General features: G+C 60.1%; 23 protein-coding genes. 11 read left to right on the plus strand and 12 right to left on the minus strand.

The features are described from left to right. The first annotated feature begins 284 nt into the window (after nt 1-284). Nucleotides 285-2,924: a bifunctional lysylphosphatidylglycerol flippase/synthetase MprF gene (mprF, locus tag OC71_RS18620; RefSeq protein WP_041072202.1), complete on the plus strand. Its 2,640-nt coding sequence runs from the start codon at nt 285-287 to the stop codon at nt 2,922-2,924. Next, a complete protein-coding gene (locus OC71_RS18625) occupies nt 2,924-4,216 on the plus strand; it encodes a virulence factor family protein (RefSeq protein WP_007964390.1) in 1,293 nt (430 codons plus the stop codon). Before mprF ends, OC71_RS18625 begins: the two co-directional genes overlap by 1 nt. Before the next feature lie 441 nt (nt 4,217-4,657). On the opposite strand, the gene OC71_RS18630 is transcribed toward OC71_RS18625, so the two are convergent. Then, on the minus strand, nt 4,658-6,499 hold the full coding sequence (locus OC71_RS18630; RefSeq protein ID WP_371260436.1) for a potassium transporter Kup: 1,842 nt from the start codon (nt 6,497-6,499) through the stop codon (nt 4,658-4,660). 349 nt (nt 6,500-6,848) lie between these two features. Here OC71_RS18630 and rimO point away from each other — a divergent pair, with 349 nt between their 5' ends. The 5 genes from rimO (at nt 6,849) to tsaA (ending at nt 11,135) form a co-directional block, all read left to right on the plus strand. Continuing rightward, nucleotides 6,849-8,186 (plus strand): 30S ribosomal protein S12 methylthiotransferase RimO, encoded by a 1,338-nt coding sequence (gene rimO / locus OC71_RS18635; RefSeq protein ID WP_041072206.1) that lies wholly within the window; start codon nt 6,849-6,851, stop codon nt 8,184-8,186. Between the two features lie 327 nt (nt 8,187-8,513). Beyond that, nucleotides 8,514-8,987, plus strand: a complete 474-nt coding sequence (locus OC71_RS18640) for a GNAT family N-acetyltransferase (protein ID WP_041072208.1) — start codon at nt 8,514-8,516, stop codon at nt 8,985-8,987. Nucleotides 8,988-9,176: 189 nt separating this feature from the next. Beyond that, on the plus strand, nt 9,177-9,887 hold the full coding sequence (locus OC71_RS18645; protein WP_041072210.1) for an rRNA pseudouridine synthase: 711 nt from the start codon (nt 9,177-9,179) through the stop codon (nt 9,885-9,887). Nucleotides 9,888-9,959: 72 nt separating this feature from the next. Beyond that, entirely contained in the window at nt 9,960-10,427 is a 468-nt protein-coding gene (locus tag OC71_RS18650; RefSeq protein WP_041072212.1) for a DUF1456 family protein, read from the plus strand. Nucleotides 10,428-10,436: 9 nt separating this feature from the next. Next, nucleotides 10,437-11,135: a tRNA (N6-threonylcarbamoyladenosine(37)-N6)-methyltransferase TrmO gene (gene tsaA / locus OC71_RS18655; protein WP_041072214.1), complete on the plus strand. Its 699-nt coding sequence runs from the start codon at nt 10,437-10,439 to the stop codon at nt 11,133-11,135. 179 nt (nt 11,136-11,314) lie between these two features. On the opposite strand, the gene fpr is transcribed toward tsaA, so the two are convergent. After that, on the minus strand, nt 11,315-12,094 hold the full coding sequence (fpr, locus tag OC71_RS18660) for a ferredoxin-NADP reductase (RefSeq protein WP_003222277.1): 780 nt from the start codon (nt 12,092-12,094) through the stop codon (nt 11,315-11,317). Between the two features lie 133 nt (nt 12,095-12,227). Here fpr and OC71_RS18665 point away from each other — a divergent pair, with 133 nt between their 5' ends. Further along, complete coding sequence (locus tag OC71_RS18665) at nt 12,228-13,154, plus strand: LysR family transcriptional regulator (protein ID WP_007964377.1); 927 nt, start codon at nt 12,228-12,230, stop codon at nt 13,152-13,154. Here OC71_RS18665 and OC71_RS18670 read toward each other — a convergent pair. Together OC71_RS18670 and erdR are read right to left on the minus strand one after the other, a co-directional pair. Beyond that, nucleotides 13,151-13,513, minus strand: a complete 363-nt coding sequence (locus OC71_RS18670; RefSeq protein WP_003222276.1) for a diacylglycerol kinase — start codon at nt 13,511-13,513, stop codon at nt 13,151-13,153. The genes OC71_RS18665 and OC71_RS18670 overlap by 4 nt on opposite strands. Before the next feature lie 74 nt (nt 13,514-13,587). Beyond that, nucleotides 13,588-14,238 (minus strand): response regulator transcription factor ErdR, encoded by a 651-nt coding sequence (gene erdR, locus OC71_RS18675; protein WP_041072218.1) that lies wholly within the window; start codon nt 14,236-14,238, stop codon nt 13,588-13,590. Between erdR and OC71_RS28285 the strand changes: the two genes are divergently transcribed. Then, nucleotides 14,231-14,389 (plus strand): hypothetical protein, encoded by a 159-nt coding sequence (locus OC71_RS28285; RefSeq protein ID WP_155416796.1) that lies wholly within the window; start codon nt 14,231-14,233, stop codon nt 14,387-14,389. The two genes, erdR and OC71_RS28285, sit on opposite strands and share 8 nt — an antisense overlap. 72 nt (nt 14,390-14,461) lie before the next feature. On the opposite strand, the gene OC71_RS18680 is transcribed toward OC71_RS28285, so the two are convergent. Beyond that, nucleotides 14,462-15,208, minus strand: coding sequence for a tRNA-uridine aminocarboxypropyltransferase (locus OC71_RS18680; protein WP_041072377.1), 747 nt, complete (start codon nt 15,206-15,208; stop codon nt 14,462-14,464). Between the two features lie 189 nt (nt 15,209-15,397). Here OC71_RS18680 and OC71_RS18685 point away from each other — a divergent pair, with 189 nt between their 5' ends. Beyond that, nucleotides 15,398-15,823, plus strand: coding sequence for a PA3611 family quorum-sensing-regulated virulence factor (locus tag OC71_RS18685; protein WP_041072220.1), 426 nt, complete (start codon nt 15,398-15,400; stop codon nt 15,821-15,823). On the opposite strand, the gene OC71_RS18690 is transcribed toward OC71_RS18685, so the two are convergent. Then, on the minus strand, nt 15,824-16,018 hold the full coding sequence (locus OC71_RS18690) for a hypothetical protein (protein WP_041072222.1): 195 nt from the start codon (nt 16,016-16,018) through the stop codon (nt 15,824-15,826). Between the two features lie 358 nt (nt 16,019-16,376). On the opposite strand from OC71_RS18690, the gene OC71_RS18695 reads away from it, so the two are divergent. After that, nucleotides 16,377-17,495, plus strand: a complete 1,119-nt coding sequence (locus OC71_RS18695) for a TIGR00730 family Rossman fold protein (RefSeq protein WP_041072224.1) — start codon at nt 16,377-16,379, stop codon at nt 17,493-17,495. A 54-nt stretch (nt 17,496-17,549) separates the two neighbouring features. Here the strand turns inward: OC71_RS18695 and recX are convergent, their stop codons facing one another. The 6 genes from recX to OC71_RS18725 all read right to left on the minus strand — a co-directional run bounded on the left by recX (nt 17,550) and on the right by OC71_RS18725 (nt 21,055). After that, nucleotides 17,550-18,020 carry a recombination regulator RecX gene (gene recX / locus OC71_RS18700; protein ID WP_041072226.1) on the minus strand — a complete coding sequence of 157 codons (471 nt, stop codon included), beginning with the start codon at nt 18,018-18,020 and terminating at the stop codon, nt 17,550-17,552. Nucleotides 18,021-18,028: 8 nt separating this feature from the next. Further along, the gene (recA, locus tag OC71_RS18705; RefSeq protein WP_003222269.1) at nt 18,029-19,087 is read right to left on the minus strand and encodes a recombinase RecA; all 1,059 of its coding nucleotides are present in this window, start codon (nt 19,085-19,087) and stop codon (nt 18,029-18,031) included. Between the two features lie 83 nt (nt 19,088-19,170). Beyond that, the gene (locus tag OC71_RS18710; protein WP_041072379.1) at nt 19,171-19,671 is read right to left on the minus strand and encodes a CinA family protein; all 501 of its coding nucleotides are present in this window, start codon (nt 19,669-19,671) and stop codon (nt 19,171-19,173) included. Between the two features lie 68 nt (nt 19,672-19,739). Beyond that, complete coding sequence (locus OC71_RS18715) at nt 19,740-20,258, minus strand: lysis system i-spanin subunit Rz (RefSeq protein WP_041072228.1); 519 nt, start codon at nt 20,256-20,258, stop codon at nt 19,740-19,742. Then, nucleotides 20,237-20,803, minus strand: coding sequence for a glycoside hydrolase family 19 protein (locus OC71_RS18720; RefSeq protein ID WP_041072230.1), 567 nt, complete (start codon nt 20,801-20,803; stop codon nt 20,237-20,239). Before OC71_RS18720 ends, OC71_RS18715 begins: the two co-directional genes overlap by 22 nt. Before the next feature lie 33 nt (nt 20,804-20,836). Then, a complete protein-coding gene (locus tag OC71_RS18725; protein WP_041072232.1) occupies nt 20,837-21,055 on the minus strand; it encodes a hypothetical protein in 219 nt (72 codons plus the stop codon). Between the last annotated feature and the right edge of the window lie 3 nt (nt 21,056-21,058).

Raw genomic sequence — 21,058 nt, forward strand, 5'->3', positions numbered from 1 at the left:
AACCAAACATCAAAAAAGGCTGCTCGAAAGAGTGGCCTTTTTTGTATCTGTGGAAAAAGTCCTTTCGCAACAATGATCTGTCACGCTGCAGTGAAACGCTCAGGATCATCAGACCCGCCCAGTTGCGACTATGCTTGAGTCGCAGGCAAGACGTCTGCAATCCATGACCCGCCCTCGCCGATCCCGGATGAGAGGCGTAGTATTTTGTGATTATTTTTTTCTACAGGGATTGGTAACTTGGCTGGATACCTCCATCCTGTCGCGCACAATCCAAGAGGTGATTGATGCGCGCCAACTCGTCTGATTCACAAGACACCGTCACAGCAGAACATCCGATCAAACCCGAGCGCCTGCGCTTGCTGGATCGGTTGAGCAAATATCGCCAGCCGATCGGTCTGGCGGTCACGTTGCTGCTGTTTGCCATTGCGCTGATTGCCTGCCGCCATCTGCTGAGCGAACTCGATCTCTACGCCCTGCATGACTCGATCCTGGCCGTGCCGAAACCGGCCCTGCTGGGAGCCGTGAGTGCGACGGTGGTCGGCTTCATCATATTGCTCGGCTATGAATGGTCGGCCAGCCGCTATGCCGGCGTGGCCTTGCCGCCGCGCACCCTGGCACTGGGCGGCTTCACCGCATTTGCGATTGGCAACGCCATCGGCCTGTCGCTGCTGTCCGGCGGCTCGGTGCGCTACCGTTTATATGCACGACATGGCCTGGGGGCATCGGAAGTCGCGCACATGACGCTGTTCGCCAGCCTGTCGCTGGGTTGCGCCTTGCCTCCGCTGGCCGCCCTCGCGACCCTGAGCGATCTGCCCGCCGCCTCCACTGCATTGGGTTTGTCAGAAGGCCTGCTCGGCACGATCGCCGCGGTGGTGCTGGGGCTTGGCGCGATTCTGGCCGTCGGCATCTATCGCCGCCGCCTGCCGGAGCAGCCATACCGCGACAACCTGCTGGTCAGGGTCGGTCGCCGCACATTGCGCCTGCCGGGCCGACGCCTGACCTTCCTGCAACTGATCATCACCGCTCTCGACGTCGCCGCAGCGGCCACCGTGCTTTATCTGCTGCTGCCGGAAGCCCCGCCGTTCGGCGCCTTCCTGCTGGTGTACCTGCTGGCCCTGGCCGCCGGCGTCCTCAGCCATGTGCCGGGCGGGGTCGGGGTCTTCGAAGCGATCCTGCTGGCAGCTTTCGCTGACACCCTCGGAGCCGCGCCACTGGCCGCTGCCCTGCTGCTGTATCGCCTGATCTATGTGGTGCTGCCGCTGCTGGTGGCCTGCCTGTTTTTGCTGATCAACGAAGGCCAGCGCCTGTTCCAGACCCAGACCATGCGCGCCGCGTCCGGTCTGGCCGCGCCGATTCTGGCGGTGCTGGTGTTCCTGTCCGGCGTGGTACTGCTGTTTTCCGGTGCCACCCCGGAGGTCGATACGCGCCTTGAACACATCGGGTTTCTGATCCCGCATCGCCTGGTCGACGCCTCGCACTTCGGCGCCAGCCTGATTGGCGTGTTGTGTCTGTTGCTCGCTCAGGGCCTGCGCCGTCGCCTGTCGGCCGCGTGGATGCTGACCACCATTCTGTTGCTGGTCGGCGCCCTGCTGTCGCTGCTCAAAGGCTTCGACTGGGAAGAAGCCACGCTGATGACGCTCACCGCGGCGCTGCTCGGGGTGTTCCGCCGTTCGTTCTATCGTCCGAGTCGACTGACCGAACTGCCGTTCTCGCCGCTGTATCTGGTGGCCAGCCTGTGTGTATTGGGCGCTTCGACCTGGCTGCTGCTGTTCGCCTATCAGGACGTGCCGTACAGCCATCAACTGTGGTGGCAGTTCACCCTCGACGCTGACGCCCCGCGCGGCCTGCGCTCGCTGCTCGGCGCGGCGGTGCTGTTGCTGGTGATCGCCCTGACCTGGCTGCTGCGCACCGCACGCCCGGTGATTCATCTGCCCACCCCGGACGAACTGGATCGCGCCGCGAAAATCCTGATGGCCTCGTCGCAACCCGATGGCGGCCTCGCCCTGACCGGTGACAAGGCGCTGCTGTTTCACCCCAACGACGAGGCGTTTCTGATGTACGCCCGTCGCGGCCGCAGCCTGGTGGCGCTGTACGACCCGATCGGCCCCGGCCAGCAGCGTGCCGAGATGATCTGGCAGTTCCGCGACCTGTGCGACATCCATCACACCCGTCCGGTGTTCTATCAGGTGCGCGCCGAGAACCTGCCGTACTACATGGACATCGGCCTGACCGCGATCAAGCTCGGCGAAGAAGCCCGGGTCGATCTGCATCGCTTTGACCTGGAAGCTAAGGGCAAGGAGATGAAGGACCTGCGCTACACCTGGAACCGTGGCACCCGCGACGGTCTGTCGCTGGAAATCCATGAGCCGGGCCAGGCGCCGATGGATGAGTTGAAAGTGATTTCCGATGCGTGGCTGACCGGCAAGAACGTGCGCGAGAAAGGCTTCTCCCTCGGCCGTTTCAGCGACGATTATCTGAAGCATTTCCGCATTGCGGTGATTCGCTTCGAGGGCCGCCCGGTGGCGTTCGCCAACCTGCTCGAGACTTACAGCCATGACCTGGCCAGTCTCGACCTGATGCGCTCGCACCCGGACGCCCCCAAGCTGACCATGGAGTTCCTCATGGTCGGCCTGATTCAACACTATAAGAGTCACGGATACGCGCGCTTCAGCCTGGGCATGGTGCCGTTGTCGGGGTTGCAACCCCGGCGAGGTGCACCGCTGACCCAGCGTCTGGGCTCGATGGTTTTCCGCCGTGGTGAGCAGCTGTACAACTTCCAAGGCTTGCGCCGCTTCAAAGACAAGTTCCAGCCTGACTGGGAACCCCGTTATATGGCAGTGCCCGCCGGACTCGATCCGCTGGTGGCGCTGGCCGATACTGCTGCCCTGATCGCGGGCGGCTTGACTGGATTGGTGAAACGCTGATGATTCAACGCTCCCTGAAGTACATCCTGGCCGCACTGATCGTGCTGGCCGTGATTGCCGGCGGCGGTTACTGGTACCTCAAACGCCCGGCACCGCAACCGACACTGCAACCACTGACGGCTGCCGACGGCACGGTCATGACCCGCGTCATTCCCGGCACCCAGCCCAAGGCTCAGGTGCTGGTCGCGGTCAATGACGACCAGAAGCTGACCGACAACCAATTGAGCACACTGAGCCGCAGCGCCTCGGCGCAGATCGTTCAGGTGATTCTGCCCAAGGACTGCCTGCAACAGAGCCGCGCCCTGCAAACCGGCCTGCGCGAACTGAATGGCCCGGCCACGCTGGTCAGCGGTATCGGCCCTGGCGCGGTGCTGGCCTGGCGCTGGTTGTCCGAGCAGAAGGACGACAAGGCCCAGGCGATCTCGGTCGACCTGGCCCTGGAAAAACCTGGCTGCACCCACCTGCTGCCGAAATCTGCCGCCCACGGCCACTGGCTGGTGGCGTGGAACGACAACCCGGACGACACCAGCGCCGGTTTCGTGCGCGATCAACCGAACGCCGAAACCAGCATCAGCGACTACGACATCAACCTGCCGCAGGTGCTGAACAACGAACTGCGCAAGATCCTCGTCGGCGGCGACAAGGCCAATGGTGGTCTGGCGATCCCGGTGGTTGAAGTGCCAGCCGGTCAAGCCAAGGACACCGTGACCCTGTTCCTTTCCGGTGACGGCGGCTGGCGCGACCTCGACCGCGACGTGGCCGGCGAGATGGCCAAGATCGGTTACCCGGTGGTCGGCATCGACACCCTACGCTACTACTGGCAGCACAAGAGCCCGGAGCAAAGCGCACTGGATCTGACCGAACTGATGCAGCACTACCGGCAGAAATGGGGCACCAAGCGCTTCATCCTCACCGGTTACTCGTTCGGTGCCGACGTCCTGCCGGCGATCTACAACCGCCTGCCGGACACCGAGCAGCAACGCGTCGACGCCATCATCCTGCTGGCCTTCGCCCGTACCGGCAGCTTCGAAATCGAAGTCGAAGGCTGGCTCGGCAACGCCGGCAAAGAAGCCGCCACCGGCCCGGAAATGGCCAAGCTGCCCGCCGCCAAAGTGGTGTGCATCTACGGCGCCGAAGAGACCGACGAGAGCGGCTGCACCGACAAGACTGCGGTGGGCGAAGCGGTGAAACTGCCTGGTGGCCACCACTTCGACGAGAATTACCCGGCGCTGGCCAAGCGTCTGGTGGACTTGATCGAGAAGCGTCAGAGCAAGGATCAGCCGGCGGAGTGATCTGAGTCGGCAAAACGAAAAGCCCCCGCAGCCTCATGGTTGCGGGGGCTTTTTACATTTCAGCTGCCGTCAGAATCCTCTGTGGGAGCGAGCCTGCTCGCGAAGCGGTAAGTCCGTTAACAGATTCGTCGACTGACACTACGCCTTCGCGAGCAGGCTCGCTCCCACAGGGAATCATGTGCCAGATGTTTAGTGCCCACGACCTGCGCGGACGATAACCGAATCCGAAGCCGATCTGCCTGAATGCACCTCATAACCTTGCAGGAGCTGGCTTGCCAGCGATGACGGTGAGTCAGTCGACATTGATTCTTGATGTGCCGGACTCATCGCTGGCAAGCCAGCTCCCACAGAGGATTGGTGGTGGACTTGAGGTTTATGTGCGGGCACAAAAAAGCCCCCGCCAGCGTTGAAGCTGACGGGGGCTTTTCAGTTAGGGTGCAGCTACATCTCCACCTGCGTCCCCAACTCAATCACCCGGTTCAGCGGCAGATTGAAGAACCGCAGGTTGCCGTTGGCATTCTTCAACATGAACGCAAACAGCGCCTCACGCCAACGGGCCATGCCTTCGAGTTTCGAGGCAATCACCGTTTCGCGGCTGAGGAAGTAGGTGGTGCGCATCGGGCTGAAGTCCAGATCATCCAGATGGCATAGCTTCAGTGCCTGCGGCACGTCCGGCTCGTCGGTGAAGCCGAAGTGCAGGATCACCCGGAAGAAGCCTTCGCCGTGAGCTTCGACTTCAAAGCGCCGCGATGGCGGCACGCGCGGGATGTCTTCGTAGACCACGGTCAGCAGCACCACTTGCTCGTGCAATACCTGGTTGTGCAGCAGGTTGTGCAACAGCGCGTGGGGCACGGCGTCGGAGCGCGCGGTGAGGAACACCGCAGTGCCCTGCACGCGGTGCGGTGGTTGCACGCGGATGCTGCTGATGAAGATCGGCAGCGGCAACGCGCCTTCGTCCAGTCGATCGACCAACAGCTCTTTGCCGCGCTTCCAGGTGGTCATCAGGATGAACAGCACGATCCCCGCCAGTACCGGGAAGGCACCGCCCTGAATGATTTTCGGCACGTTGGCCGCGAAGAACATGCCATCGACCAGCAGGAAGCCGACCAGAATCGGCACGGCCAGCAGTGGTGGCCATTTCCATAGCAGCAAGATCACCGCCGCCACCAGAATACTGGTGATCAGCATGGTGCCCGTCACCGCCACGCCATAGGCAGACGCCAATGCGCCGGAGGACTCGAAACCGATCACCAGCAGGATGACGCCCACCATCAGCGCCCAGTTCACCGCACCAATATAGATCTGCCCCTGTTCGGCACTGGAGGTGTGCTGAATGTGCATGCGCGGGATGTAGCCAAGCTGAATTGCTTGACGGGTCAACGAAAACGCACCGGAAATCACCGCTTGCGAAGCAATCACCGTGGCCAGGGTTGCCAGCACCACCAAAGGTACCAGTGCCCAGTTCGGCGCCAGCAGGTAGAACGGGTTACGCGCCGCTTCCGGATTCTCCAGGAGCAATGCGCCCTGACCGAAGTAATTCAGCACCAGTGCCGGAAGTACCAGCGCCAGCCAGGCGCGGGCAATCGGCTTGCGCCCGAAGTGGCCCATGTCGGCGTACAGTGCTTCGGCGCCGGTCAATGCCAGCACTACCGCGCCGAGAATCGCCACGCCCATGCCCGGATGCACGATGAAGAATCGCACGCCCCAGATCGGGTTCAGCGCGCTCAATACTTCAGGGTGTCGAACGATCCCGCTGACACCCAGACCGCCCAGCACCAGGAACCACGCCACCATCACCGGACCAAACAGCTTGCCAATGCGATCGGTGCCATGCTTCTGGATCAGGAACAGTCCGACCAGGACCACCAGCGCCATCGGCACCACCCAGCGCTCCAGGCCATCGAATGCCAGCTCCAGACCTTCCACCGCCGACAATACGGAAATCGCCGGGGTGATCATGCTGTCGCCGTAAAACAGTGCGGCACCGATCAATCCCAGGATCACCAGCACCGCCTGCAATTTGGGATAGCGGCTGGATGCGCGTCGCGCCAGGGCGGTCAGCGCCATGATCCCCCCTTCGCCCTGGTTGTCGGCCCGCAAGACGAACAACACGTACTTGATCGTAACGACCCAGATCAGCGACCAGAATATCAATGCCAGAATCCCGAAGACGCCGTCGTGATTGACCGGCACCCCATAATGACCGGCGAATACTTCTTTGAGGGTGTACAACGGGCTCGTGCCGATGTCGCCGTAAACTACCCCGACTGCCGCGACCAGCATGCTCAGCGGTTTTGCAGCCGAATGCTCGGCGCCCGCCGCCTGACTACTTGCCTGACCCATCCAACACTCCTGATTCTCAAACCGGCTTCTTTGAATGAAGCACTATGCTTTGTGGTGCAGCATGCGCTGTTTTACCTGTTGTTACAGTCGTTTTGTTGACTGTAAAAAAACGGTAAAGCTCAACGGCGCGAAGCATAGCGCAGCACTCGTCGTATTTCCCTGCATAAAGCTGGTCAAGTGCGTTGCTCATCGCTAGAATTGCGCACTTTTTGATCAGAGGCGCACCCTGAGCGCCCGTCCGTCGACTTTCCCACACGGCAAGCGACGTCACAAAATACCGAGGTTAGACATGTCCACCACTCCTGCGCCGGCCAATCCAAAGGTTGGCTTTGTATCTCTGGGTTGCCCGAAAGCACTGGTCGACTCCGAGCGCATCCTGACCCAGCTGCGCATGGAAGGCTATGACGTGGTGTCCACCTATCAGGACGCCGACGTGGTGGTGGTCAACACCTGCGGTTTCATCGACTCGGCCAAGGCCGAATCGCTGGAAGTGATCGGTGAAGCGATCAAGGAAAACGGCAAGGTCATCGTCACCGGTTGCATGGGCGTAGAAGAAGGCAACATCCGCGACGTACACCCGAGCGTGCTGGCCGTGACCGGTCCGCAGCAGTACGAACAAGTGGTCAACGCGGTGCACGAAGTGGTGCCGCCGAAACAGGACCACAACCCGCTGATCGACCTGGTGCCGCCGCAAGGCATCAAGCTGACTCCGCGCCACTACGCGTACCTGAAGATTTCCGAAGGCTGCAACCACAGCTGCAGCTTCTGCATCATCCCGTCGATGCGCGGCAAACTGGTCAGCCGTCCGGTGGGTGATGTACTCGACGAAGCCCAGCGTCTGGTCAAATCCGGCGTCAAAGAGCTGCTGGTGATTTCGCAAGACACCAGCGCCTACGGCGTCGACGTGAAATACCGCACCGGTTTCTGGAACGGCGCGCCGGTGAAAACCCGCATGACCGAACTCTGCGAAGCGCTGAGCACCTTGGGCGTGTGGGTGCGTCTGCACTACGTTTACCCGTACCCGCACGTCGACGAGCTGATCCCGCTGATGGCCGCCGGCAAGATCCTGCCGTACCTGGACATCCCGTTCCAGCACGCCAGCCCGAAAGTGTTGAAATCGATGAAACGCCCGGCGTTCGAAGACAAGACCCTGGCGCGGATCAAGAACTGGCGCGAAATCTGCCCGGACCTGATCATCCGTTCGACCTTCATCGTCGGCTTCCCGGGCGAAACCGAAGAAGATTTCCAGTACCTGCTGAACTGGCTGACCGAAGCCCAGCTCGACCGCGTCGGTTGCTTCCAGTACTCGCCAGTCGATGGCGCGCCGGCCAATGACCTGGACCTGGAAGTGGTCCCGGACGACGTCAAGCAAGACCGTTGGGAGCGTTTCATGGCGCACCAGCAGGCGATCAGCTCGGCACGCCTGCAAATGCGCATCGGCCGCGAGATCGAAGTGCTGGTGGACGAAGTCGACGAGCAAGGCGCCGTCGGCCGCTGCTTCTTCGATGCCCCGGAAATCGACGGCAACGTGTTCATCGACAACGGCAGCAACCTCAAGCCGGGCGACAAGGTCTGGTGCAAGGTGACTGACGCTGACGAATACGACCTGTGGGCTGAGCAGCTCTGATCTGAAGATCAAAAGCCCCTCACCCTAACCCTCTCCCTGAGGGAGAGGGGACTGATTGAGTTGCTCTTTCGAATGACGGCGACTTGAAATATCGAGTCGACCTCAGATTTTGAACAGCATGAAGATCAGCTCCCTTCCCCCCTCGCCCCCCTTGGGGGAGAGGGTTGGGGTGAGGGGGAAGCTCTTGCAGGCAACATTAACAGCCAGCCAGACACCGAAATAAATACAAAAAGCCCCGCTCTTTTTACGAGATGCGGGGCTTTTTTGCGTCTATCGTTTGCAGTGGGAAGGAATCCCGCTCATCCATTTGAAAAGAGGCAGCCGGGCATGCGTCAGCATTCGGTCATTCACACGCCGAAACTCAGCGACTATCAGGAACTGACCCGAGTCTGGGAGGCCTCGGTCCGCGCGACCCATGACTTTCTGCCGGACAGCTACATCGAATTGCTGCGCAATCTGGTGCTCACCCGTTACCTGGACGCGGTGATGTTGATCTGTACCAAGGACGCCAACCAGCGCATCACCGGGTTTGCCGGCGTGGCGGCGGGCAAGATCGAAATGCTGTTCATCGATCCCGAGCATCGCGGCCAGGGTTTGGGCAAGAAACTGCTCAACTACGCCATGCAACATCTGAATGCCGATGAACTGGACGTCAACGAACAGAACCCGCAGGCGCTGGGGTTTTACTTCAAACAGGGTTTTGAAGTGATCGGCCGCTCGGAAGTCGACGGCATGGGCCAGCCGTATCCGCTGCTGCATATGCGTTTGCGCCAGAACCAGCAGCGCTCCAGTAACGGCTGACACATCGTAGAACCCTGTGGGAGCTGGCTTGCCAGCGATGCCGGCGACTCGGTCTGACAGATGCACCGAGGTGATGCCATCGCTGGCAAGCCAGCTCCCACAGCAATTGCGAACACCCTGCAAATGGAACCGGGCTTAACCGGCGCCAGGCAGGTACAATGCCCACCCCTTTTTTGTTACGGCCCTGTCATGACTGACCCGATTCGCCTCTCCAAACGCCTCATCGAACTGGTCGGTTGCTCCCGCCGGGAGGCCGAGCTGTTCATCGAGGGCGGCTGGGTCACCGTGGATGGCGAAGTGATCGACGAACCGCAGTTCAAGGTCGGCGACCAGAAGGTCGAACTCGACAAGGACGCCAAGGCCACCGCGCCGGAGCCGGTCACGATTCTGCTCAACGTGCCGGCCGGTATGGACGTCGACACCGCCATGCAATCGCTCAGCGCCGACACCCTCAGCGAAGAGCACCGCTACGGCAAACGTCCGTTGCGCGGACACTTCCTGCGCCTGACCGCCAGCGCCGACCTGCAGCCCAAGGCCAGCGGCCTGCTGGTATTCACTCAGGACTGGAAAGTGCTGCGCAAACTGACTGCCGATGCGGCCAAGATCGAGCAGGAATACGTGGTCGAGGTCGAAGGCAACATGGTTGCCCACGGCCTCAATCGCCTGCAGCACGGCCTCACCCACAAGGGCAAGGAGCTGCCGCCGGTCAAGGCCAGCTGGCAGAACGAAAACCGCCTGCGCTTCGCCATGAAGAACCCGCAACCGGGGATCATCGCGCAGTTCTGCGAAGCGGTTGGCCTGAAGGTTCTCGGCATCCGCCGCATCCGCATCGGCGGCGTGTCGATTGGCAAGGTTCCGGTGGGCCAATGGCGCTACCTGTCCGGCAAAGAGAAGTTCTAAAGCTTCCACTGCCGCCACACATTCCGGCAGCGCGCCTGCGTGCTGCCCACAACGATTATCAGGATGACCCACATGATTCATAACGACGTATTGCGCAGCGTGCGCTACATGCTCGACATCAGCGACAAGAAAGTCATCGAGATCATCAAGCTCGGCGGCCTGGACGTGGAGCTGAAAGACGTCGTCGCGTACCTCGACAAGAAAGAAGAAGACGAAGAAGGCTTCGTGCGCTGCCCGGACGAGGTCATGGCGCACTTCCTCGATGGCCTGGTGATCTTCAAGCGTGGCAAGGACGAAAGTCGTCCACCGCAGCCGATCGAAGTGCCGGTGACCAACAACATCATTCTGAAGAAGCTGCGCGTGGCTTTCGAACTCAAGGAAGACGACATGCACGCGATCCTCAAGGCTGCCGAGTTCCCGGTGTCCAAGCCTGAGCTGAGCGCGCTGTTCCGCAAGGTCGGCCACACCAACTACCGCCCGTGCGGCGATCAGTTGCTGCGCAATTTCCTCAAGGGCCTGACCCTGCGCGTTCGTGGCTGATCACGCAACATGACTTACAGCGTCTCCCCCATTGGTTTTGTGCGCTCCTGCTTCAAGGAGAAGTTCGCCATCCCGCGCCAGCCGCAACTGGCCCCCGCCGCCCGTGGCGTGCTGGAGCTGGTGGCGCCGTTCGATCAGGGTGACGCGGTGCAAGGGCTGGAGCAGGTCAGCCATGTCTGGCTGCTGTTCCTGTTTCATCAGGCGCTGGAAGAAAAGCCCCGCCTGAAAGTGCGCCCACCACGTCTGGGTGGCAACAAGTCCATGGGCGTGTTCGCCACCCGCGCCACTCACCGTCCCAATGGCATCGGCCAGTCGGTGGTAAAGCTGGACAAGGTCGAGGCACATCGGCTGTTCATCTCGGGCATCGACCTGCTCGACGGCACGCCGATCCTCGACATCAAACCCTATGTGCCTTACGCCGATATCATCCCCGGAGCCTCCAACAGCATCGCCAGCGCCGCGCCACAGCTGATTGACGTGCAGTGGACGGACGCCGCGCTGCAACAGGCGCACGGCCATGCTCAGCGCCTTGACGAGCCACTGGTCGAGTTGATCGAGCAGTGTCTGGCCCAGGATCCGCGCCCGGCGTATCAGACGCCGGCGCCGGAGCGCGAGTACGGTGCGCAGTTCTGGGATCTGGACGTGCGCTGGCATTACCCGACGCCGGAGCAGATTTGCGTACTGGAAGTCATCCCGGCCAACACCTGAGACCTCGCTCAATGTAGGAGCTGCCGCAGGCTGCAATCTTTTGATTTTGCCTTTTCAAGATCAAAAGATCGCAGCCTTCGGCAGCTCCTACATGGATTTTGGCAGGCAGGAATGAAATATCTCGGGCATGAAAAAGCCCCCATTGCCTTCGCCGGCAATGGGGGCTTTTTTCGTGGGGCTTACTTCTCGACGAACGCACGCTCGATCAAGTAATCACCCGGCTCGCGCATCCGCGCCGAGATCTTCAGGCCGAAGCTGTCGAGCACTTCGCTGGTCTCGTCGAGCATGCTCGGGCTGCCGCAGATCATCGCGCGGTCGTCCTGCGGGTTGATCGGTGGCAGGCCGATGTCGCTGAACAGCTTGCCGCTGCGCATCAGATCGGTCAGACGGCCCTGGTTCTCGAACGGCTCGCGGGTCACGGTCGGGTAGTAGATCAGCTTGTCCCGCAGCGCTTCACCGAAGAACTCGTTCTGCGGCAGGTGCTCGGTGATGAACTCGCGATAGGCGACTTCGTTGACGTAGCGCACGCCGTGCACCAGGATCACTTTTTCAAAGCGCTCGTAGGTTTCCGGGTCCTGAATCACGCTCATGAACGGCGCCAGACCCGTGCCGGTGCTCAGCAGATACAGGTGTTTGCCCGGGTTCAGGTCGTCCAGGACCAGGGTGCCGGTAGGCTTCTTCGAGATGATGATCTCGTCGCCTTCCTTCAGGTGCTGCAGCTGCGAAGTCAGCGGACCATCAGGCACTTTGATGCTGAAGAACTCGAGATGCTCTTCCCAGTTCGGGCTGGCGATCGAGTAAGCGCGCATAAGCGGGCGGCCATTTGGCTGTTGCAGGCCGATCATCACGAACTGACCGTTCTCGAAGCGCAGGCCCGGATCGCGGGTGCACTTGAAGCTGAACAGAGTGTCGTTCCAGTGATGAACACTGAGGACACGCTCGTGGTTCATGTTGCTCATGTACGTGGGACTCCTGGATATTGGGTCTGCGCTCGCCTTTGCGGCCGACAGTGCGCAATTGCAACGCATTCTAATAGCGACGACAATATCTGTTAACTGGATTATTAAGATAAGGGTTATCGGTTATATCGATATGCGATTTACTCTTCGTCAACTGCAAGTCTTCGTCGCCGTCGCCCAGCAGGAAAGCGTATCCCGTGCTGCGGGTCTGCTCAACCTCTCGCAATCGGCGGCAAGCACCTCTATTACCGAACTGGAGCGCCAGTCCAGCTGCCAGCTGTTCGACCGCGCCGGCAAACGCCTGAGCCTCAACGCGCTGGGCAAACAGCTGCTGCCGCAAGCCGTGGCCCTGCTTGATCAGTCCAAGGAAATCGAAGACCTGCTCAATGGCAAATCCGGTTTCGGCTCACTGTCGGTGGGTGCCACCCTGACCATCGGCAATTACCTGGCGACCCTGTTGATCGGCGGCTTCATGCAGCGTCATCCCGAAAGCCAAGTAAAGCTGCATGTGCAGAACACGGCCAATATCGTGCATCAAGTCGCTCACTACGAAATTGATCTGGGTCTAATCGAAGGTGACTGCAGCCATCCGGACATCGAAGTGCAGAGCTGGGTCGAAGATGAGCTGGTGGTGTTCTGCGCGCCGCAACATCCGTTGGCCAAACGCGGCAGCGCGACCATGGAAGAGTTGACGCACGAAGCGTGGATTCTGCGCGAACAAGGCTCTGGCACACGACTGACGTTCGATCAGGCCATGCGTCACCATCGCAGTGCGCTGAATATCCGCCTGGAGCTGGAACACACTGAAGCGATCAAACGCGCGGTGGAATCAGGATTGGGGATTGGCTGTATTTCGCGGCTGGCGCTGCGCGATGCGTTTCGGCGCGGCAGCCTGGTGGCGGTGGAAACGCCTGATCTGGATCTGGCGCGACAGTTTTACTTCATCTGGCACAAGCAGAAATATCAGACGTCGGCCATGCGCGAATTTCTCGATCTGTGCCGCGCTTTCACCGCTGGGGTGCAGCGCAGCGACGAGATCGTCTTGCCAAGTATCGCTTAAAGCAGAATCACCGCCCACACCAGGGCAATCATGCTCAGGGCTACGAATTGCGCAGCGCTGCCCATGTCCTTGGCATTCTTGGACAGTGGGTGAAGTTCCAGGGAAATGCGGTCAATCGCCGCTTCTACTGCCGAGTTCAACAACTCGACGATCAGCGCCAGCAGGCAGACGGCGATCAGCAGTGCCTGTTCGACGCGGCTGACATTCAGGAAGAACGTCAGCGGAATCAGCACCACATTGAGCAGCACCAGTTGGCGGAATGCCGCTTCGCCGGTGAAGGCTGCGCGCAGGCCGTCCAGCGAGTAACCGGAAGCGTTGAGGATGCGTTTCAGGCCGGTCTGGCCCTTGAAAGGTGACATAAGGTAAAAACCAACCAGAAAGGAGTGGGAAAGCTAGAGCAACAAAAGTCAAAAAAGCGTGAAGACGCCAGCCTTTATTGGCTCGGAATTGACTCAAGTTGTTGCAGAAGTAATGCAGCCTGTGTCCGGGTGCGTACGTTCAACTTGCGAAAGATCGCTGTAACGTGAGCCTTGATGGTCGCTTCGGACACGTTCAGCTCATAGGCAATCTGCTTGTTCAGCAGGCCCTCACAGACCATGGTCAATACGCGGAACTGTTGCGGGGTAAGGCTGGCAAGGCCGTCGCTGGCAGCTTTGGCTTCGGCGGAGACGCTGACCGCTTCGAACGCCTGCGGTGGCCAGAACACATCGCCATCGAGCACCTTGCGCACGGCTTGCTGGATCATACTCAGGTCGCTGGACTTGGGAATAAAGCCACTGGCACCGAACTCGCGGGACTTGACCATGACCGAGGCTTCTTCCTGCGCCGAGACCATCACCACTGGAATCTGTGGATATTGACCGCGCAGCATGACCAGACCGGAAAAGCCGAACGCGCCGGGCATGTTCAGGTCCAGCAGGACCAGATCCCAGTCGGATTTTTCCGTCAGGCGTGCTTCCAGCTCGGCGATGCTCGCCACCTCCACCAGTCGTACATCCGGGCCGAGGCCCAGCGTCACCGCTTGATGCAGTGCGCTACGAAACAGAGGGTGATCATCGGCAATCAGGATGTCGTATGTGGCCATTATTCAAATGATCCTGTTTTTGATGGCAGACCCGACGCATTCGGGCCTCGCCAAAGCAACTCAAGAGAGCGCTGCACAGCGCTATCCACAGGGGCACGTTCAACGCCAATCACAAGCAAACACGGCGTTTCAAACCTTGGCCGCACCCTAATCGGCGCCAAGCATGCCCAGCGAAGCCGGGGTGGTCAAGCAGCACGGCCGCCGCTGCGTGAAGTATGGGCCACTATGGCGCCAACACTGCCTGCGGCTTTCGTATATAAGGCAACAACTCGGCGTGCGCCGGGGTCGACTCGTTCATGTCCAGCTGTTGTTTGGCGCCCAGGTAATGCTGGCTGAACACATCGAAATATGCGTCCAGTGCCGAAGCCGCATCGCGGTCCCCTGCCAACTCCAGACACAACGCCGCGACTTCGGCGGTGCACAGGTGTTCGCTACGGGTGGAGCGACGCAGGCGATAACGCGAGAGTCTGTCGGGCAACAGGCTGAGAATCGGCAAGCGATCGAAATACGGACTCTTGCGGAAGATCTTGCGCGCCTCGGTCCAGGTCGCATCCAGCAGAATGAACAACGGACGCTTGCTGCTATCGACGGCGACGGTGTTGGTCACCCGTGACGGTTCTACGTATTCGCCGGGAAATACCAGGTACGGCTGCCATTGCGGGTCGTTGAGCAGCGCGAGCATCTGCGAGTCAGGCTCGGTGCGCGACCAGATGAACGCGTGGTTGTCGCGTACCACATCGGCAATCAGCCAGCCGGTGTTGCTCGGTTTGAACACTTCCTTGCCGGTCATGATCAGGCACACGCCGGAACGGGACTCGACCGTTGGTCGCCAGGCGCACAGGCAATGGCTGATGATCACCCGGCAGTCGCGGCAACGTTCGGAGCGAAAACCTCGGGCCTGAATCGGCTTGATGCCCTCGTCCTCGCGCTGGTCGCGCAAACGGGCTACAGCGTTGGGGGCATGTTTGATCACAGGCAACGCACCACAGCAGGAAAACTCGACACGCACAGCACTCGGCAAGGTAATAAAGGCCGGCAGTTTACCAGAGCGGCGAGCGCAAACCTGTACCGTCCCGACCGGCTCCCCTATAATCCGGCGCCACTGAACGCACAGCCACAGGGCTGGTCGAACCACCAGTCACTGAATCAGGAGAGTTTCATGCTGCGCCTAATCGTTCCCACCGCCGCCATCGCGCTGGCGTTGTCCTTCAGCGCACAAGCGGCGTCGTTGAAAGAGCAGAATCTGAACAAAGAACTGCGCAACATCGCCGAACAAAGCAGCGTTGGTACGCCACGGGCGATCAACGAAGACATTCTCGATCAGGGCTACACCGTTGAAGGCATCACCCTGATCAACCACCTGAGCGTGCAGGCCAGCCACGCCGAAAAGATGCGCGCTGATCCAAAAGCGGTGTATTTCCAGCTGGGTGCTTCGGTGTGCAATAACCCGTCGTACCGCAAGCTGATGGCCAAAGGCGCGGTCATGCGTTACGACTTCACTGAATATAAAACCAACAAAGCCATCGGCTCGGCCAGCTATCAGGATTCCGATTGCCCGAAAGCAGCCCCGGCGAAGAAGAAGTAATCACCGGGTATTGGCGCGCCGCTGTTCATCCTCGGCGCGCAATTCGGCCACCAGGGCCTGTAAATAGCGTGAACGCCGTTCACCACCTGCCAGACGTCGGCAGCACTCCTCTTCGAGACTGACTTGATTGGCCTCGGCTGACGCTTTCAACATCCGATACAGCTGCGTATCGATTTCCAGAACCACTCTGGCCATCTATCCCGCCTCCTTGCCTGCTACCCGCGAATCCCTGAAAAGCGCGCACCCTGCGTACGGCGGCTGACTCCAAGCTGTCGTACAGTGCCTGTAAGTTAGTAAATCAGAGCGATTGCTCTACGGCGTACGTTCGGACGAGCGGTGAACATTCTTTGCCAATGACACCCGACGGCTGCCAGAAAAAGACTGCGCGGCGTAATGATCAACTCAGCGCAATGGCTCGCGAGGGTCTAGATTCAAAGTATTCCCGATCATCTGTTCACGGCAGGACAAGGAGCTGCCGAGTGTGTGTTTTTTTGCAGCGCGGCACTGACGCCGCACGTCAGGGCCACAAGCTCTGTGCAGAAGGAGACGTTGAATGCCTTACCAACCGAATGACCTGCTCAGCCGGCATTTTCAGGAACAACTTCCCGACCTCATCAACAAGGTCGAAGAACAACTCGACCAGGTTTCTCCCAACAGCCCGAACCTGCCGATCTATCGCGACATGATCCTGACCGTGCTACGCATGGCCCAGGAAGATCACAACCGCTGGAACGCCAAGATCACCCTGCAAGCCCTGCGCGAACTGGAGCAGGCGTTCCGGGTGCTCGAACAATTCAAGGGGCGACGCAAAGTCACCGTGTTTGGCTCGGCACGCACGCCGGTCGAGCATCCACTGTATGCAATGGCCCGGGAACTCGGCGCGGCCCTGACACGTTCAGACATGATGGTCATCACCGGCGCTGGTGGCGGAATCATGGCCGCCGCACACGAAGGTGCCGGACGTGACCACAGCCTCGGGTTCAATATCACCCTGCCCTTCGAACAGCATGCCAACCCGACTGTGGACGGCACAGGCAACCTGCTGCCGTTCCATTTTTTCTTCACCCGCAAACTGTTCTTCGTCAAGGAAGCCGATGCGCTGGTGCTGTGCCCTGGCGGGTTTGGCACACTGGACGAAGCACTGGAAGTCCTGACATTGATCCAGACCGGTAAAAGTCCGTTGGTGCCCGTGGTATTGCTGGATGTGCCGGGCGGAACCTTCTGGCAAAGCGCACTGGATTTCATTCGCCAGCAACTTGAAGAAAACCGCTACATCCTGCCCACCGACCTGAAACTGATGCGACTGGTCTATAACGTCGATGAGGCGGTGCAGCAAATCAACCAGTTCTACAGCAACTTCCACTCCAGCCGCTGGCTCAAGCGTCAGTTCGTTATTCGTATGCACCACAAGCTCAGCGACCAGGCATTGGCGCATATGCAGGAGGCTTTCGCCGATCTGTGTCTGAGCGACCAGTTCCATCAACACGCCTACAGCGGTGAAGAACACGACGAAGCGCAGTACAGCCATCTGGTGCGGCTGGCGTTCGCCTTCAACGCCCGGGACCACGGCCGACTCAGGGAACTGGTGGATTACATCAACCTTCCGGAAAATTGGGCCCATAGCAAACCGCAGACCACACATCGCACACGCGAACCTTCGAAGGTTATTTGAAGGCAAAAAAACGGCCCGCTATTTTCATAGCGGGCCGTTTCTATTTAAACCGACTTAGTCGTCCATCCCTCTGCCGCTGAACAAGCGGTTGATCATCTCCATCGAAAAGCCCCGATAGGCGAGGAATCGACCTTGTTTGGCCCGCTCCTTGGCATCAATCGGCAAGTGTCCGGAGAACTTGCGCTGCCATGTATCCCGAAGCTGCTCCTGCCAGTCGATACCGCTCTCACGCAGTGCGAGTTCGATGTCGGCGCGTTGCAAACCACGCTGACCCAGCTCTTCGCGAATGCGCAAGGGGCCATAACCGGAGCGGGCACGGTAGGAAACAAAGCTTTCAAGGTAACGGGCTTCAGAAAGCAGCCCCTCTTCCGTCAACCGGTCGAGGGCTGTTTCGATCATTTCCGCCTCAGCGCCGCGCTGACGCAGTTTACGCGTCAGCTCAACTCGACCGTGCTCGCGTCGAGCAAGCAGGTCCATGGCGGTTCGCCGCACCGCGACGAGGGTATCCAGTACAGCGGTGGTCATCGCTGCGATCAGATATCAGCGTCAGCCAGGTCGTCTTCGGTCTCTTTGACCGCAGAAGCCTTGGAGTCGGCGATCACCGCTGGCGACAGCAGTTTGTCACGCAACTGCTTCTCGAGCTTGGCAGCGACTTCCGGGTTATCTGCCAGGAACTTGGCCGAGTTGGCCTTGCCCTGACCGATCTTGGTGCCTTCATAGGCATACCAAGCACCGGATTTCTCGACGAAACCGTGCAGCACGCCCAGGTCGATCATCTCGCCATTGAGGTAGATGCCTTTGCCGTAAAGAATCTGGAACTCGGCCTGACGGAACGGCGACGCCACCTTGTTCTTCACAACCTTGACGCGGGTTTCGCTGCCGACCACTTCGTCGCCTTCCTTCACCGCGCCGGTACGGCGGATGTCGAGACGGACCGAAGCGTAGAACTTCAGCGCGTTACCACCGGTGGTGGTTTCCGGGCTGCCGAACATCACGCCGATCTTCATGCGGATCTGGTTGATGAAGATCACCAGGCAGTTGGCGTTCTTGATGTTACCGGTGATTTTACGCAGCGCCTGGGACATCAGACGGGCTTGCAGGCCCACGTGCATGTCACCCATTTCACCTTCGATTTCAGCCTTCGGTACCAGTGCCGCCACGGAGTCGACGATGATCACGTCAACCGCGTTGGAGCGCACCAGCATGTCGGTGATTTCCAGTGCCTGTTCGCCGGTGTCCGGCTGCGAAACCAGCAGGTCGTCGACGTTGACGCCCAGCTTGCCGGCGTACTCAGGGTCGAGGGCGTGTTCGGCGTCGACGAAAGCGCAGGTCGCGCCGGCTTTTTGAGCCTGGGCGATCACGGACAGTGTCAGTGTGGTTTTACCGGAAGATTCAGGACCGTAGATTTCAACGATACGGCCTTTTGGCAGACCGCCAATGCCGAGTGCGATGTCCAGACCCAGAGAGCCGGTGGAGATAGCCGGGATCGCCTGACGGTCCTGATCGCCCATACGCATCACGGCACCCTTGCCGAATTGACGTTCGATCTGACCCAGGGCCGCAGCCAAGGCTTTCTTCTTGTTGTCGTCCATTAAAGTCCTCACGTAATCAATAAGGCCTGACGGCCAACACCTGTATAAGTAGCCAGTATTATTCCACAGCGTTCGCGGATCGCCTACCCCTGATTTTCGATTTCTCGTGCCGCTAGTCGCAACAGCCCCTCTAGCGCGGCCTTCACCGTTTGTCGGCGCACTTCGTCGCGGCCACCGGGGAAGTGCTGAACCTCACTGGAAACCGCATCGCCCACGCCCCAGGCCAGCCACACGGTGCCCACCGGTTTGTTCGGTGTACCGCCATCGGGCCCGGCCACGCCGCTGACTGCGACGGCAAACCGCGCCAGGCTGTGCTTCTGCGCACCACGCACCATCGACTCGACCACTTCGCGACTGACCGCGCCCACCGTGCCGAACAACTCGGCGGGAACATTCAGTTGCCGGGTCTTCTGCCGGTTGGAGTAGGTCACATAACCGGCCTCGAACCACGCCGAACTCCCGGGAATCCGCGTGATCGCCTCAGCAATCCCGCCACCGGTACACGATTCGGCCGTGGTGACGTGGGCGTTGAGCAACTGCAAACGTCGGCCAAGCTCGGCAGCCAGTTGAGTGATCTCTTTCACGGTGCGCTCCAGATCGGTTGGAATCACTACCACCGTACACGACCCGGTTGCGCTTTCAATACACAGACTCATTCAAAATGTTCGGGCGCCAGCGCTCTGACATAGGCCTGACAGGCCTGCAGGGCAATCAGTCCGCGGTCGCCGGCGTCGGTGATGGCGATAATTCGTTGAGCATGCGCCGGGTCAAGTCGGGCGCGTACGGCTGCATGATCCACGCCGCCGGCGCCGGCGGTGGCTGGCACCCCGCAGCCTTGGGCAGCATCGCCGGCGTCGATGAGGACTGACAGGCGCAAATCAGCAGTGGCAAGACGATCGCGCAGGCGATCTTGATCACGTTGGGCATCGCTCATGGCTCGATAGTGGGTTTGTTCACTGGCCGCCAGGCGTCGCTCGAGGGCCAGACGTTTATCCTGCTCGATCTGCTGCGCGCTGGCTGCGGCCGCATTCAGCTGATTGAGAGTGTCGGCGTTTAACCGCGCCTGCTCCGCGAGTTTTCGACCGTAGCGCCAGTCCTGAAACTGCCAGGCCAGCGCAGCGGCCGCCGCAGCCAGCAGCAAAATGCCGATCAGGCGCCAGGAGATGGACATAGCACCGCCCTCGCCCGCGCCCAGATGTCGAGCCGATCCTGCAGGCCATTCAACCCGCCGTTGATTCGGCGAGTGATGCTGTTGAACTGATCGCGATCGGCCAGATCGTTCAGGCCGTTCTGTTCCCAGAACCATGCCGCCGATTCCGCTGCCCATTGCGGTTGCTCAAGCAACTCAGGCAAGGACAGCAGACGCTCATCGCCGAACAGGCCGAGGCTGCACTGGCGATAGTTGCTGCGCCCGGTAATCTGGATCAGCCCGCGACCGCGGTACTTCTGCCCGTCGCCGTCGGCCTCGGGCGTGTTGCCCAGACGCAAGGCCAGCGTGCCCGTGTCGTATTTGCTCAGGTACTGGTTGTTGCCCAGCTCGCGCACGTATTGCAGCTGCCCCGACTCATGACCAACTTGTGCCAGAAACGCGGCGATGCGTTTCGGCGAGTCGATATGGCGGCGAGTCATTGCTTTGTTCAGTGCAGAAACAAAAACGCCCGCTTGGGAGCGGGCGTTGGGCATGATGGTTTTAAGGTCGTCTTCAGTTATTTGCATAATGCGTAATCCTCCCTGGATGCTCCGATTGAATCATGGTTGGCGAGCAACGGCCCCCAGCCATTTTTTTGCCAGAGTTGTCAGGGTGTTGTTGGGTACAGATTCTTCGAGTGCGTCATTCGATGGCAGCACCTGTCCGCCGGTTAACAGCCATTGCTGATACTCAAGCCAGTCGCGATTGGTCGTGTCCTGCGGAATAAACGCGGCATCTTCAACGCGCAATACACCACAGGCGGTCAGTTGATATGTCATGAG

The sequence above is a fragment of the Pseudomonas sp. W15Feb9B genome (assembly GCF_000828175.1).
In the GTDB taxonomy this organism is placed as follows: Bacteria; Pseudomonadota; Gammaproteobacteria; order Pseudomonadales; family Pseudomonadaceae; genus Aquipseudomonas; species Aquipseudomonas parakoreensis.